Consider the following 13,951-nt stretch of genomic DNA (forward strand, 5'->3'; position numbering starts at 1 on the left):
CGCAATACCAACACTCCCTTATGCCAAAAAAGTCATTAATGCATAGTCACCCGAGCCCAAAAAATTAGATTGACCTATACTCAGGAGCCACCTAGCGTTTCAATGCCCCTCCGACAAACCAGATGGCGCCCTGCATAAAACCTTAAGCACCTCACTAGAAACCGGCTCAATATAATAGAATTTATTCCCATCATGAACTTTAAGCAGACCGAGCCCCTCACCGCCACACCTGTAATAATAATTATTCACTCCACCAGGATACTTTGCTGGCGAATGCACCAAAGAAAATGCTCGTTCAGCAGATGTAAAATACGAATGATCGAGTTTGGAAAAGCCCTTAAGAAAGTTGTCACTGGGCGCAGAAAATACAACTGCAACCCCACCAGCATCAACACTATGCCGCTCATAGATATCGGTAGCACTCTGCGGCAAAAAGTCCGGAATCCACCCTTTTGCGATAGCATCATCCGCTACCGCCTCACCATAAGTCGCATAGAATTTCGAAGAATTACCCGCACACCCCGAAATAAAAAAAGCCAACATAAAAAATACAATAAATATTTTCACGGGCCACTCCAGTCAGGTCTATACTCAAGCATGAACGGTCGGCGACTAGCTGGCAAGTTATCCAAAAGATGGGAGCATCTAGCCCCGCATTCCACATTTGATGGGCAGGACGCCCCCACCTTATTGACCGCCATGTCTGCAGCATTATCCTTCAGCATTTCTGGTATCGGCAGCTTCTTATCGCCATATTTCCCAGCCAAATTTAAAACAAAATCCCGAATCTCCTTGTTTTGCATTTGATCAAGAACTAGCTGAGGATTACCAGTTTCTTTTACCGCGCGACACGCTGCCAAACAATGGAAAAACTGGTCAGTTCCTCTAACATTTTTTCTGAGCATCTCCTGATACGTCTGCGTCAATTGAGACATCGACTTCTGCCGCTGACGTGAATATTCAGTCTCAGCTTGAATTTGCTGTTGACTAGGCAATTGATTGTCATTAATCAACCCAAAAGGATCAATTGACGCAAACGTCCTACTTCCACCGTAAGAATATGTTGACACTCCTCCTTGCAACCCAATCGGATCGCTCTGCACATACCGCCCCGCGCCCGCCTCATAGTCGCGGAAGTAATTCTGGTTAAGTCCACTCAGCGCGTCATAGCGCTGCCCAGGGAAGCGCATATCGAACACGAAGGTGGTGCCGTCCTTGTCCGGGTCCTGGTCCGGAGCCGTGGTGCCGAAGGCCTCGCCTTTCAGGTCCCAGCGCCAGATCGCCACGTCGCGGACCGGATCGATCACTGCGCGAGGCGTGCCTAGGTGATCCGGCTGCACATAGCGCAACGTGGCCTTGGCGAGCACACCGACCGGCAGATCGTCCAGCCAGATCGCCTGCTGCACGACCGCGCCGTTGTTGTCGTAGTCGCCCAGCCAATGGCCGCTCTCGTCGTACAGCGTGTAGACGTTGGTCTTACCCACCCGCCGCACTTGCTCGCCGCGGCCGTTGTAGGCGTAGTTCGCCACGACCGTGCCGCTGCGCTTGACCTGTGTCAGCCGTCCATTTGCTCCATATACGTACTGCACTGCCGTGCCACCGATGGCCGCCGTGTTGCCGGCCGCGTCATAGCTGCGTGCGGTACCGGCCACGCTGCTCAGGCGGTGGCTGGTGGTCGGATAGCTGTAGGTCTGCGTGGTGGTGTTGACCTTGGCGCTGAGGCGGTTGCCGGTGACGTCATAGGTATAGCCATCGATCACCGTGTCGGTCGGGCCATCCTTGAACGCGGTCAGCCGGCCAAGCGGGTCGTAGTCCAGTTTGACCACCGGTGCGGTGTTGCCCGGCGCGGTCAACGCGCTGAGATTGCCGACCGGGTCGAAGGCGAAGCCCACCGCCAGACCGTCACTGCGGGTATCGTTCACCGCCAGCGGGCGGTAGTCCTGGTCCAGCACGCGCTGCATCGGCCGGCCGTTGCCATAGGTCCAGCCGGCGACCGGGCCGAACGGATAGTAGGTGGCCTGGTTCAGCAGAACCTGTCTTGTACCGCCAGGCGGGGTCACGCCGACCTCAGTGGTCTGGCCCTGGGCATTGCGCACGTAGTCCACCACCGCCCCATCCGGGTAGATCAACCGGCTCAGTTGCCCGGCCTTGGTGTAGGCGTAGCGGACCACGAACACCTTGCCGTTGGTGGTCTGCACCTTGCGCACCAACTCGCCGAAGCGGTCGTAGCAGTAGTCGGTGCTGCCGCTACCGTCCTGCATCCGGGTCAGGCGGGCGATGCCGTAGGTCTCGCCGCTGGCGCAGGTGGTCTGGCTGACGTCGTACGTGTAGCTGACATTGAGGCTGGTGGTCGGATAGGTGACCTGGGTCAGCCGGTTCAGCGCGTCGTAGCCGTAGGTCGTCTTGATGTTGCGCGCATCGGTCTGGGTGGCGCGGTTGCCGGCGCTATCGTAGGTGTAGGTCGTGCTGCCGGTGTCCGGACTGGTGAGCTTGGTCAGGTCACCCAGGCCGTTATAGGCGTAGGTGGTGTCCAGGCCCTTGGGGTCGGTGACCTTGGTCAGGTTGTCCAGTGCGTCGTAACCGAACTTGGTCTCGGCGGCGATGCCGCCCACGTCCTGCAGGGTCCGCGCCAGGCGGTTGAGCGGGTCGTAGTCGTTCTGGGTCACATGACCGAGCGCGTCGGTGACGGTCTTGGTGTTGCCGTTAGGGTCGTAGCCGAAGTCGGTCGGGTCGCCCTGCGCGGTGGCCTGCGTGGCGAGCTGGCCGAGTTGGTTGTATATCCGCGACAAGGTTCGCTTGAGCGTACCAGACGCGTCCTTGGTGTCTTCCTTGGATCGGTTCCCGGCATTGTCCAGCGTGTAGTGGATGGTGTTGCCGGCGTTGTCGGCAATATCGGTCAGCCGGTGCGCCGCATCGTAGGTGAAACGAGTGAACGCACCATCGGGTTGCGTCACCTGCTTGACCAGACCAGTCGGCCAGTAGTCGATCGCAGTGATGCGATCGTCGCTCTCGCTGCTGTCGTCGCCCCCGCGCACCTTGCTGGCGGCCAGCCAGCCACGCGGGTGATAGGTGAAGTCAGTGACTACACCGTTGGCGTCCTTTGCGGACAGCACGCGGCCGGCGCCGTCGTAGGCCAGGTATTCGGTGACCTGGCCCAGCGCATTGGTCACCTTCCAGAGATCGCCCTTGCGGTGCGGGCAGGTGGTCGGGGACGTCGTGCAGGTGCTGTCGTCGCTGGGGTAATACGTAAAACTGGTGATGTCGTTGACATCGGTGCGCGCGCCATCGACTGACTTGGGGAGGCCGATGATCGGGCAAGCACTGTCGGTCGCCGCCACATCAGATGCTTCGCAGTAGCTATAGGTGACAGTGCGTTGCTTGCCCGAGCTCGTGTCACTGCTCGTCATCTGCACAGGCTGCAGGCGATCGTTATAGGTGTAGGACACGATGCGCCCGCCGGTCTGCACTGACAGCAGGCGATTGCTGCCAGCCGCGGTACGCATCGTTGTGGTGCGCTCCTGCGGCTGCCCGACCGCTTCGCGGACGGTATGGATGTTTACCGCAATACCATTTTCGGTCGCTTCGGCGTAGCTGTACTGGGTTTGGATACCACGCCGATCAGTGACGCTACTCAGCCGGCGGCGGAAGTCGCTGGACTGGTCGTTGTAGCTGTACTGCAAGGTACCGTCGTTACGGGCGACGGCGGCCACCTTCGGCGAGGCACCACCCGCCTCGGTCATCGTGTAATCGTTGACATCGCCCAGCGCATCGGTGACACGAGTGCCAGCCGCCGAGTACGCCAGGGTGATGCCATCGATGCCACCAGCGTGCTGGCTGGAGATCGCCCGCCCGACCTCGTCGTAGGCGAAGGTGCTGAAACGCTGACCATCTTCCGTGGTCACGCCGGTCAGATGGCGCGGGAAGCGCGTGTCCTCGTAGTGATAGATCCGGCTCTTGCCGTCGGCATACGTGACGCTCGCAAGGCGCTGCTGGTCGTAGCCGTAGCTCGCCAGTTGCACTCCACCGGAGACGATGCCGGTGATCAGCGCGTCGTCATTGTCGTCGGCATACACCAGCTCGATGGAGCGGCCCTGCAGCGAGGCGATATTCTGCAAGCGCCCACGCGCGTTGTAGCCGTATACCCACCCACTGCCATCCTCGGCCATGCGCGAGACCAGCTTGCCCTTGGCATCGAAGGTGTAGATCGCATCCTCGCGATACAGCACCCACTGGTCGCCATTGGCGACGATGCGTTCGCCCGACGCATTGGCCGCGCGATACTCGGCACCCATCTTGCGGAAGGGAACGGCATAACCGCTGCCCTCCACCAGGCCCAGCGCGTCGCCCTGATTCGTCAGGTGCAGGCTGTGCGAGAAGGTCCAGCCGGGGCCGAAGCCGCCAGTGTTCAGCGCGATGCCCGAGTGGTAGTAGCGCGTAAGCGTGATCCAGCCCAGATCCAGATCGCGCTCGGTCTGGAATTTCTCGCCGGTCTTGACATCGCAGGGGTTGCCAACCAGCCCAGAATCACCATCGCATTGCAACTGGTTAGTGACGATTACTGCCGTAATATCTTCATTTATGCAGGAATTTTGCTTTCGACTCCAACGCATGTAAGGGTTCGGGCAAGTTGATACCCTGTAAGCTTGGAACTGTCCCGAATAAGGATCACATGACCCATCGCTTGCATCAAAATCAGAACCAGTATAATGATAATCACCAAGATCCAGCCCGTCATTTTCTGAAGAATAGGGATACCAATCGCCAGTTCTCGCAAACGTTGATGATGCGCATGGCGGGCTATTACCTTGATTTGCCAAGGCAACCATCTTTTCTACAAGATCTTCTTCCTTATCCGAATTGAGGGAGTTTATTCCCCAATATTGAAATTTACGTTCCCTTTCCCCCATCCAATATGTTATGGAAATCTGGCCACCCTCAGAAAGAGCCGTTGATTTTATTTCCGTTACGTACTGATAGGCATCGGGTGCATCAGATGGCCCGGGGATAGTCCGAATAACCGCTTCGGCTTGCGCTTGCGTGTCGTACGGCCCATATGAATTCCCCGCCGCATCGCGGACTAGAAACTGCTGCTTCTTCCCTTCTGTAGATGCAAATACGCCCCCCGAGAACAGAAGCAACATCGCGATCAAAAGCGCGAATCGCCCAATACTGGTGCTTGTGTGATTACGGCACGGTGTATTCATCGCCATTCCTTGGGAGAAGTGCATTAACCAAATGCGCTAGTGGCGCATCCTGGACAAATTTCCGTCTAGCAGCGATGCGATTAATCGCTGCTAGGTAAGTAATGTACAAATTTGATGGCTTGTGGGCCGGGACGGGAAGGAATTGTGTCCTGGCTGCCGCCCGGCGAGCGCCTGCGATCCATACCCTGAGCGCGAAGCAATGCGGAAAACGGGTGACCCACGTCGCGCATAAGACCATCCTTGTCAGCACTGAAGAACAATACTAGACCACCGGGCGTAGACAGGCAATCGACCCCCAGCAGCGCCTGCAGACCGACCTCCACTCAGCCCGACGAACTCATATCGTGGCGCGTCTTTATTGCATATTTCGGTCAGCTCACCTAGGCGACATCCATTGGCTTGGCACGGAGCCACATCTGGATAACGCAGGTGTCAGAGATGCCGCCGACATCCGATTTGCCCCACAGTCGATTTGAGCCGACTGACGCGATGAAACTCTTACGTACCCATGGTGCCCGGAGCCGGAATCGAACCGGCATGGGGTCGCCCCCGGCGGATTTTAAGTCCGATGCGTCTACCAGTTTCGCCATCCGGGCCTGGTGGCGCGTAGCGTGCCTGATCGGGCGGCGCTTGTGAACCGCAGGGCGCTGCCGACCCGGCAGACGCGCCGAACAGAGACACCACATACCGGCATCGGCAGGCCTGAGTACCACCACCAAAAAGCCCCGGCGCCGCCGCCACGGCGGCACCGGGGATGCCAACGGCAAGCAAGAAGCACGGCGCGCTCAGATCGCGCGCGAGTAGCGCGCCGGTTGGTCCGGCTGGCGCAGGTAGCGGTCGAAGCACATGGCGATCAGGCGCAGCAGCGGGCGGCCGCGCGCGGTGGCCTGGACCACGCCGTCGCGGTAGTCGGCCAGGCCGTCCGCGCACAAGGGGGCCAGCGCGCGCAGTTCCTCGCGGAAATAGCTGGCGAAGTCGATGCCGTGGCGCTGCGCCAGCGCTGCCACGTCCACCCGCCCCTGGCACATCAGTTGCTGGATCAGCTCGGCACGCAGGGCGTCATCGGCGCTGAGCTGCAGGCCGCGCAGCACCGGGCTGTCGCCGGCGTCCACCGCCGCTTCCCAGGCAGGCAGGTCGCGCTGGTTCTGGCTGTAGCTGGCGCCGATGCGGCTGATCGCGCTGACGCCCAGGCCCAGCAGGTCGGTGTCGGCCTGGGTGGTGTAGCCCATGAAGTTGCGGTGCAGGCTGCCCTGCCGCTGCGCGCGCGCCAGGTCTTCCTGCGGCAGCGCGAAGTGGTCCATGCCGATGTATTGGTAGCCGGCCGCCGAGAGCCGGCTTACCGCCAGGCCGAGCAGCGCCAGCTTCTGTTCGGCGTCGGGCAGGTCGGCATCGGCGATGCGCCGCTGCGCCTTGAACAGTTGCGGCAGGTGCGCGTAGCCGTAGACCGCCAGGCGGTCCGGACGCGCCGCGATCACCGTCTCCAGGGTCTGCTCGAACCCGGCCAGGGTCTGCCGCGGCAGGCCGTAGATCAGGTCCACGTTGACCGAGCGCATGCCGTGCACGCGGCAGGCGCGCAGGATGTCCAGGGTTTCGTGCACGCCCTGGCGGCGGTTGATCGCCTGCTGCACCAGCGGATCGAAATCCTGGATGCCCAGGCTGGCGCGGTTGAAGCCCAGCTCGGCCAGCGCGGCGATGTCCTGCGGCGTCACCGTGCGCGGATCCAGTTCGATGGACATCTCGCGGTCCGGCACCTGGCTGAAGCGGAACAGGCCGCGCAGGCCCTGCACCAGTTCGCCGAGCAGCTCCGACGCGAGGAAGTTCGGGGTGCCGCCGCCCAGGTGCAGCTGCACCACCTCGCGCTCGCCCTCTAAACACGCGGCCATCATCGCCGCCTCGCGCAGCAACCGCTGCACATACGCGCGGCCGCGCTCCGGGTCGCGGGTGATGACCCGATGGCAGCCGCAGTAGAAGCAGGGATTGCGGCAGAACGGCACGTGCACGTACAGCGACAGTGGCCGGCGCGGATCGCTGGCCTGGACCGCGTCGAACAACTGCGCCGGGCCGAAGCCGGTCTGGAAATGCGGCGCGGTCGGGTACGAGGTGTAGCGCGGGCCGGGACGGTCGTAGCGGCGCAGCAGGTCGGCGTCGAAGGTCCAGGCGGCGGAGGGATCGGGCGCGGTGAGGATGTCCATGGACCGAGCATGCGCGGCACCGGGCGCGGCCGCCTTGACCTGGATCAATCCGCGCACGCGGCCGGCGGCAGCGGCGACACCGGCTCGAATGGACGCCAGCTCATCTGGTGCCGGCGCCAGAAGGTCTCGGCGATGCGCTGGGCAACGTCGTCGGCCAACAACCGCATCGGCGCGTTGTGCAGCTCGGCGGTGCTGGCGCGGAACAGGCCCAGCCAGCGCTGGAACAGCAGTTCGCTGAGTTCGCGCATGGCCATGTGCCGGGGCATCGGCGCACCGCGGAAGCGGCGGGTGCCGCGCAGCATCGCCGACCAGAAATCGCACAGCTGCTGCTCATGCGCCTCCCAGTCCTCGATGTGCGCGGCGAACACCGTCGACAGGTCGGCGTCGGCGCGCACACGGCGGTAGAACGCTCCCACCAGCGCTTGCACGTCCGTCTCGCTGCACAGGTCCGGCCCCGGCAAGGGCATGCCTTCGATCTCGTCCTGCATGGTCGGCTCCACAGCGTGCGATCTCATCAGTCTCCACGTCGCGGCGGCAGCGGCCTTGATCAGGATCAATGTCGGGCCGGCCCGCGCTGCCTAGTCTGCAGCTGCGGCATGCGCCGACGCCGGTGTCGACGGGGGATCGGCGGCCAGGCGGCTGGCAGGCGCGGCGACGTGTGGCGCCGCTGCCTTGGCGCATGCCGCATCCTTCTTTCGCGATGGAATCCACCGTCATGGTCTCTCCCGACGATCCGCTGCTCGATCCGCTCGATCCCGGCGCGCCGCGCCCGCTGGTGCAGCGGCTGGGGGTGATCCTGTGGCCGAGCTTCCTGGTCGCAGGCGCCATGAGCGTGCTGTTCTTCGCCCTGGTCGATCCGTTGGCGCTGCGCGACATCACCTTCCCCGGCCGCCAGATCAGCCGGGAACTCGGCTATACGGTGGGTTTCTTCATGTTCTGGCTGGCGACGCTGGCCTCGAGCCTGCTCACCGGTTTCCTGTTGCGTCCGGCGCCGCACGGCGACGCCGCCGCGCCGCTGTCGTGAGCGGGCTGCCGATGGCGCGCACGATTCCCTTGCATGTCGTCACGTCGCCCGCCGCCGCGGCGGGGCCCGCGCCGCCACATCGGTACACGCAACTGCGGCGCGTGGTGCTGTGGCTGCTGTTGGCGGGGTTCTACCTGCTGCCGTGGCTGCGCTGGCAGGGCCGGCAGGCCCTGCTGCTGGACCTGCCAGCGCGGCGCTTCGATCTGTTCGGCTGGACCCTGTGGCCGCACGACGTCGGCTGGCTGCTGCTGGCGCTGGGCGCCGCCGCGGCGTCGCTGGCAGTGCTCACTACGCTGACCGGGCGCCTATGGTGCGGCTTCGCCTGTCCGCAGACGGTGTGGAGCCACGCCTTCGCCTGGATCGAACGCCGCTTCGCCGACTGGCCGGCCGCGGCGCGGCACCTGCTGTGGGCGACCGTGGCGCTGTGGACCGGGGTCAGCTTCGTCGGTTACTTCGTGCCGATCGCCGATCTGGTCGTGCGCCTGCATCCATTCGCCTGGAGCGGCTGGGAGACGTTCTGGGTGCTGTTCTACGCACTGGCCACCTGGGGCAATGCGGGCTTCCTGCGCAGCCAGGCCTGCCGCTACCTGTGTCCGTACGCGCGCCTGCAACCGCTGCTGTGCGACCGCGACACGCCGCTGATCGGCTACGACGCGATGCGCGGCGAACCGCGCGGCGCCCGCGCATGCGGCCAAGGCAGCGTCGCGCAGCGCGGGCGGCGCTTGCTGGATCCCGTCACCGCACGCGACTACGCCTTGCGCGCCAGCATCGCGCAACTCGCCGGCCAAGGCGGCAGCCGCGGCGAGGCCCTGGCCGCGTATGCCGGCACCCTACCCAAGTTCAGCGCCGAGCAGCTCGGCGACTGCGTGGCCTGCGATGCCTGTGTGCAGGCCTGCCCCGCCGGCATCGATCCGCGCAACGGCGCGCACTACGCGTGCACCGCCTGCGGTGCCTGCGTCGATGCCTGCGACCGCAGCATGGATCAGCATGCGTTCGCGCGCGGCCTGCTGCGTCGGGCCGGCGCCAATGCCATCGACCGCCAACCGCGGCGCTGGTGGCGACGGCCGCGCTTGCTGGGCGGCGGCGCTATCTTGCTGGTGGCGCTGCTGGCGTGGTGGTGGCTGGCGGCGTGAATCGGCGCAGGCCGGCACGGGGCTCTTTCACAACATCGGATGCCTCCCGGCTTACGCTCTGCAGCATGCGCGCCGCAAGACCGAAGCGCAGGAGTGGGAGCAACGCGCGACGTTGAGGGCGCGACATCCATCGCGTTTCGAACACCATCGAAGTGGCGCTGTTCCCACGGCTCGGTATGCGGCTTGGCCGAATTTGGACAGGAGCAAACATGAGGCAGGTCAGGAATGGGCGAGTGCTGCTCGCCGTTTGCCTAGCGATTGGCCTTTCGACCAGCGGTCTTTCAGCGAGCGCGGCGCCGGCGACGCACGCTGTCGATCTCGCCACGCCGTTCGAAAAGACCGCGATCGAGACCGCGGGCCAACCGGACGCTGCCCGAATTGCGGCGATTCGTTCCCGGATCGATGCGATGCTGCCTGGCCTCTATCCAGAAGGTGCCGGCACGGACAAGCGGATCGGCGCCGCACTGCATCGGTTTTCCGTCGGCCATGACGACTACGACCGTGTGGTCGCCGATTTTCCGATCGCCTTGAACGGCGCGATCGCGCGATTCCAGCGCGTTTTTCCCGGCTTCGTGTCGCCACTGCCGATCTACCTCTATCACTCGCTCGGGCAGCGCGATGGCGGGTCGGATGACCTGCAACCGGGCAATCGGCACGTCATGCTCTTCGGTGCCGACATGATCGCGAAGTACCACGCCGACGATTCGCTCGAACCGTTCCTGATCCACGAGATCTTCCATTTGGAACATGCCCGCCACTTCGCCGATTGCGACCCGCTGTGGTGCACGCTGTGGCAGGAAGGATTGGCGGTCGAGGCGACCGCCGCGATGGTGCCGCAGGCGACGGATCATCAGCTGCTTCTCGACATCCCCGCTCCCATTCGCGCCCCGACCGATCGGCGCTGGTCGGTGGCCCTGTGCGTCGTCGCAGCCCATTTCGAGGATCGCGACGGCGCAGCGACCGCCAGCGCCTTGCAGATGGGGGGTCATCCGCCGGATGGACTGCCGGATCGCTTCGGCTACTACGTCAGCTTGCGCCTTGCGCAGGCAACGGGCCTGCAGATCACCGAGCTTTCCCGGCTCGACCACAAGGCCGCGCGCGCCGTTGCGCGGGCGGCGTTGTTGAAGCTTATGACAGAGGCGCATACCACCTGCCCCGCGCCTCCTGCGATCCGATCGGCGGTGCGCTAGCAAACCAACGGCGGTGCCAGCGATGGAGGCTGGCGCCCTTGCGGTCCGACCTCAATCGGTTCGCATCACTGTCCAGATCGCGATATGCCTCGGCGCAACCAGGATGTCGTCCAGCGCGGCATTCCACTCCTGACGATAGCGCCGATGCAGTTGAACCTTGAGGACATCGTCGCGATCGGTCCAGGTCTCGTGAAGCTGGAAGACCGTCGGCCGCTCGGGATCGACGTGCAACGCCGCACGCACGAAGGTCCGCTCGTGACGCATCGCATCGAGCACCGGGTCGAGCAGCGCGCGAAAGCGTTCCACCTGATCCGCTTTGACGTGGAAGGTGATGACGTAGGTCTCCGGGCGTGTCGTCGAGTTCATGCGGGTGCCACCACCGGATCGACGACCATTCCCAGCGAGCGCGCCACAACTGCGCCCGGCGGCCGGTCTGCGCTGCCTGCCTGTGCAGTGGCCAGCCAGCTCATGACGCCGCTCGGCTGACGATGTCGCCGGCAAGCCGTGCGGCATGCGTCACCATCACCCCATGCGCCGCACCTTCATAGACGAGCAGTTCGGCGCCGGGGATGGTCGCGGCATAGACACGCCCACTGACATCGAGTGGCGCGGACGCGTCGCGGTCGCCATGAATGATCGTGACCGGCAGCTGGAGCGCGGCGGCTTCCGCCGAAAGATCGCTCAGCGCGATCGTGCGCTGGAATGCGACCACGGCGCGACGCGAGCAGTCGAGCACCATGGTGGCCATCCATGCGTTGACGCGGCCCGACGCACCGGGCGCAAAAGGATCGATGTTGGCGTCGATCCAGCCCGGCAAATCGCAGGCAAGCTGCGCGCACAGCGCATCCAGCATCGCAGGGGTCACGCCGGTGTCGCCGATGACCCGCGGGCCTGTCGCGCCCACGAGCATCAGTCGTGCGATCCGCCGACGACCGTGCCGCGCGAGGTAACGGATCGCCTCGCCGCCAGCGCCCGAATGCGCCACCAGGGTGACGCCCTCCAGGTCGAGCGTTTCCAGCACGGCGGCCAGGTCGTCGGCGAGCGCGTCGTAGCCATAGTCCGCTCGGTCGGTCGATCGCCCGTGGCCATTGCGATCGCACGCGATGGCGCGCAGGCCGGCGGCATTGAGATGGAGCATGGTGTCGCCCCAGATCCGGCCATCCATCGCCCAGCCCGCCAGCAGGACCACAGGCGGTCCCTCGCCCCAATCGCGAACGAACAGCGCATGACCGGGGCCACGCGGGATGAATGCCGGCGTCATGCGATGTCCTTGTCGAGGAAGCCGATGACCTCGGCGATGCGCCCGTCCGGGGCGATCCGGGCGATATCGGTGCCGCCGGCAATCGGCGCGCCGTGTTCGGGCGCCAACGTCCAGGAGAAGCGTACGAACGGACCATGCGCATCGGGCGTGCCGCGCAGCGCAAAGAGGTGGCCGGGGACCTGAGCGCGTGCGGCCGCGATCATCGCGGCGATGCCGTCACGACCTTCGCCCGCCATCATCGGATCGGCGTAGCGAGCATCAGGGGTCCAGCCGTCCGCCAGGCGACGCGCGCGCGATGCGGCATCGGCATCGTTCCAGAGCGCCAGATAGGCACGTGCCAGCGTGTTCGGGTCGTTCATCGCCATCTCCTCGTCGTCGATGGGCCGAGCATGCCGATGGCAATCGGGCAATGCGATTACCTCGCAGGTAATGGCATCGCCGCAGCGGGCCGGTAGGATGAAGGCATGGCGACACGACCGATCACCGTTGGCGACGTACTGCGCGACTGGCGGGCCAGGCGCCGACTGAGCCAGCTCGATCTCGCCGGCGCGGCGGAGGTGTCGACGCGCCATCTGAGCTTCGTCGAGAGCGGGCGAGCGGCTCCCAGCCGCGACCTGCTGCTGCGTCTGGCCGAACCGCTGGCGATGCCGCTCAGGGAGCAGAACCGGCTACTGCGCGCGGCGGGCTATGCGCCCGTGCATGGCGAGCGTGCACTGGACACGCCGGACATGGCGGCGGCGCTGTCGGCCGTCGACATGGTCCTGCGCGCGCACGCCCCGTTTCCTGCACTCGCGGTCGACCGCCACTGGAACTTGGTGCGCGCCAACGATGCAGCGGCCGCACTGCTGGTCGGTATCGATCCGGCGCTTCTGGCGGCGCCCGTCAATGTGCTGCGTGCGACCCTCCATCCCAATGGCCTGGCGCCACGCATCGTCAACCTGGCCGAGTGGCGGCATCATCTGCTGGCCCGGCTTCGCCTCGAGATCGACCAGTCGGCCGATCCCGAACTCGAAGCGCTGCATGCCGAACTCAAGGGCTTGCCCTGCCCGGCCAGCGACCGCCCGCCCGGGCCTACGGAGCGCATCGCGGTGCCGCTCTCGATCCGCAGCGGAACCAGCGGCGGCATCCTGTCGTTTCTCTCCACCACGACCGTCTTCGGCACCGCGACCGACGTGACCCTGGCGGAGCTGACGCTGGAATGCTTCTACCCTGCCGACGATGCGACCAGGCAGGCGCTACTCACCGGCCCACTTCCGTAAGCGAACGTTGGGCATGTCCGTGATGCCGACGACATCGTAGTGCCCAGCATCGGCGCCGAGGCCGTGCCTGGCGTCTCCGGGACAAGAACGCATCGCGGAAACGAAAAAAGGAGCCGAAGCTCCTTTTTTCAGGGGTTCACTCGCGCAACAGGTGGCAAGTGACGCAATTTGGAGCGGGAAACGAGACTCGAACTCGCGACCTCAACCTTGGCAAGGTTGCGCTCTACCAACTGAGCTATTCCCGCTTGGGAGCCGCGCATTCTACACGCCTCCCAGGAGGCGCGCTAGCCCTTCGTTGCAAAAACATGTCCGCCGCCGGCGGCGTGGTGTCATGGTGCGATTCGGCACTTTCCCGTTCGCGGTGCTACGGGCGTCGGATTCGCATGGACAGCGATCCCGTTCGCGCCGGATCGGGCGGCCGGCAGACGACGCTGCACGCCACCTCGGCCGTTCCAATCCTGAACGCGCAGAACGATGGCCAGGCGGTGTCGGCACCGGGCATCAAAGCGGCGCCATCGTCCGATGGACTCGTTCGGCCGAGCGACGCCGCCTCGGCGAATCGCAACGCCGCCGCCAGGAGGTGGAGCGGCGCTTTCCCCTCGCCGACAGCAAGCCGATCCAGGCTGCAGTGAAACCGCCGGCCAACCTGCCTCGATCCACATCCTCGGCAGCAGCGTCTCCTCCGATG

Annotated in this window: 12 protein-coding genes and 2 tRNA genes; 5 read left to right on the forward strand and 9 right to left on the reverse strand. The window is 64.4% G+C overall.

Translation table 11 applies throughout. The annotated features are described in order from the left end of the window. Nucleotides 1–99: 99 nt before the first annotated feature. The 5 genes from GGR66_RS13215 to GGR66_RS13235 all read right to left on the reverse strand — a co-directional run bounded on the left by GGR66_RS13215 (nt 100) and on the right by GGR66_RS13235 (nt 7,911). Nucleotides 100–567 (reverse strand): hypothetical protein, encoded by a 468-nt coding sequence (locus GGR66_RS13215; RefSeq protein ID WP_184448551.1) that lies wholly within the window; start codon nt 565–567, stop codon nt 100–102. Further along, complete coding sequence (locus tag GGR66_RS21040) at nt 564–5,204, reverse strand: RHS repeat-associated core domain-containing protein (RefSeq protein WP_221236446.1); 4,641 nt, start codon at nt 5,202–5,204, stop codon at nt 564–566. Before GGR66_RS21040 ends, GGR66_RS13215 begins: the two co-directional genes overlap by 4 nt. A gap of 509 nt (nt 5,205–5,713) precedes the next feature. Further along, nucleotides 5,714–5,800, reverse strand: a tRNA-Leu gene (locus GGR66_RS13225). Nucleotides 5,801–5,989: 189 nt separating this feature from the next. Next, the gene (hemN, locus tag GGR66_RS13230) at nt 5,990–7,396 is read right to left on the reverse strand and encodes an oxygen-independent coproporphyrinogen III oxidase (RefSeq protein ID WP_184448552.1); all 1,407 of its coding nucleotides are present in this window, start codon (nt 7,394–7,396) and stop codon (nt 5,990–5,992) included. Between the two features lie 44 nt (nt 7,397–7,440). Next, on the reverse strand, nt 7,441–7,911 hold the full coding sequence (locus GGR66_RS13235) for a group III truncated hemoglobin (protein ID WP_160965045.1): 471 nt from the start codon (nt 7,909–7,911) through the stop codon (nt 7,441–7,443). Nucleotides 7,912–8,111: 200 nt separating this feature from the next. Between GGR66_RS13235 and GGR66_RS13240 the strand changes: the two genes are divergently transcribed. The 3 genes from GGR66_RS13240 (at nt 8,112) to GGR66_RS13250 (ending at nt 10,743) form a co-directional block, all read left to right on the forward strand. After that, the gene (locus GGR66_RS13240) at nt 8,112–8,420 is read left to right on the forward strand and encodes a hypothetical protein (protein ID WP_167087683.1); all 309 of its coding nucleotides are present in this window, start codon (nt 8,112–8,114) and stop codon (nt 8,418–8,420) included. Between the two features lie 101 nt (nt 8,421–8,521). Next, entirely contained in the window at nt 8,522–9,553 is a 1,032-nt protein-coding gene (locus GGR66_RS13245; RefSeq protein WP_184448745.1) for a 4Fe-4S dicluster domain-containing protein, read from the forward strand. A 233-nt stretch (nt 9,554–9,786) separates the two neighbouring features. After that, the gene (locus GGR66_RS13250) at nt 9,787–10,743 is read left to right on the forward strand and encodes a hypothetical protein (protein WP_184448553.1); all 957 of its coding nucleotides are present in this window, start codon (nt 9,787–9,789) and stop codon (nt 10,741–10,743) included. Nucleotides 10,744–10,794: 51 nt separating this feature from the next. Here GGR66_RS13250 and GGR66_RS13255 read toward each other — a convergent pair whose 3' ends face one another. The 3 genes from GGR66_RS13255 to GGR66_RS13265 all read right to left on the reverse strand — a co-directional run bounded on the left by GGR66_RS13255 (nt 10,795) and on the right by GGR66_RS13265 (nt 12,363). Then, nucleotides 10,795–11,109, reverse strand: a complete 315-nt coding sequence (locus tag GGR66_RS13255; RefSeq protein WP_184448554.1) for an antibiotic biosynthesis monooxygenase — start codon at nt 11,107–11,109, stop codon at nt 10,795–10,797. Between the two features lie 100 nt (nt 11,110–11,209). Next, on the reverse strand, nt 11,210–12,004 hold the full coding sequence (locus GGR66_RS13260; RefSeq protein ID WP_184448555.1) for an alpha/beta hydrolase: 795 nt from the start codon (nt 12,002–12,004) through the stop codon (nt 11,210–11,212). Further along, entirely contained in the window at nt 12,001–12,363 is a 363-nt protein-coding gene (locus tag GGR66_RS13265; RefSeq protein WP_184448556.1) for a nuclear transport factor 2 family protein, read from the reverse strand. Before GGR66_RS13265 ends, GGR66_RS13260 begins: the two co-directional genes overlap by 4 nt. A gap of 105 nt (nt 12,364–12,468) precedes the next feature. On the opposite strand from GGR66_RS13265, the gene GGR66_RS13270 reads away from it, so the two are divergent. Then, nucleotides 12,469–13,263: a helix-turn-helix transcriptional regulator gene (locus tag GGR66_RS13270; RefSeq protein WP_184448557.1), complete on the forward strand. Its 795-nt coding sequence runs from the start codon at nt 12,469–12,471 to the stop codon at nt 13,261–13,263. A gap of 169 nt (nt 13,264–13,432) precedes the next feature. Here GGR66_RS13270 and GGR66_RS13275 read toward each other — a convergent pair. After that, nucleotides 13,433–13,508 (reverse strand) — tRNA-Gly (locus GGR66_RS13275). A gap of 138 nt (nt 13,509–13,646) precedes the next feature. Here GGR66_RS13275 and GGR66_RS13280 point away from each other — a divergent pair. Further along, the gene (locus GGR66_RS13280; protein ID WP_184448558.1) at nt 13,647–13,895 is read left to right on the forward strand and encodes a hypothetical protein; all 249 of its coding nucleotides are present in this window, start codon (nt 13,647–13,649) and stop codon (nt 13,893–13,895) included. Nucleotides 13,896–13,951 lie beyond the last annotated feature (56 nt).

Source organism: Xanthomonas sp. 3498 (assembly GCF_014199795.1).
In the GTDB taxonomy this organism is placed as follows: domain Bacteria; phylum Pseudomonadota; class Gammaproteobacteria; order Xanthomonadales; family Xanthomonadaceae; genus Xanthomonas_A; species Xanthomonas_A rydalmerensis.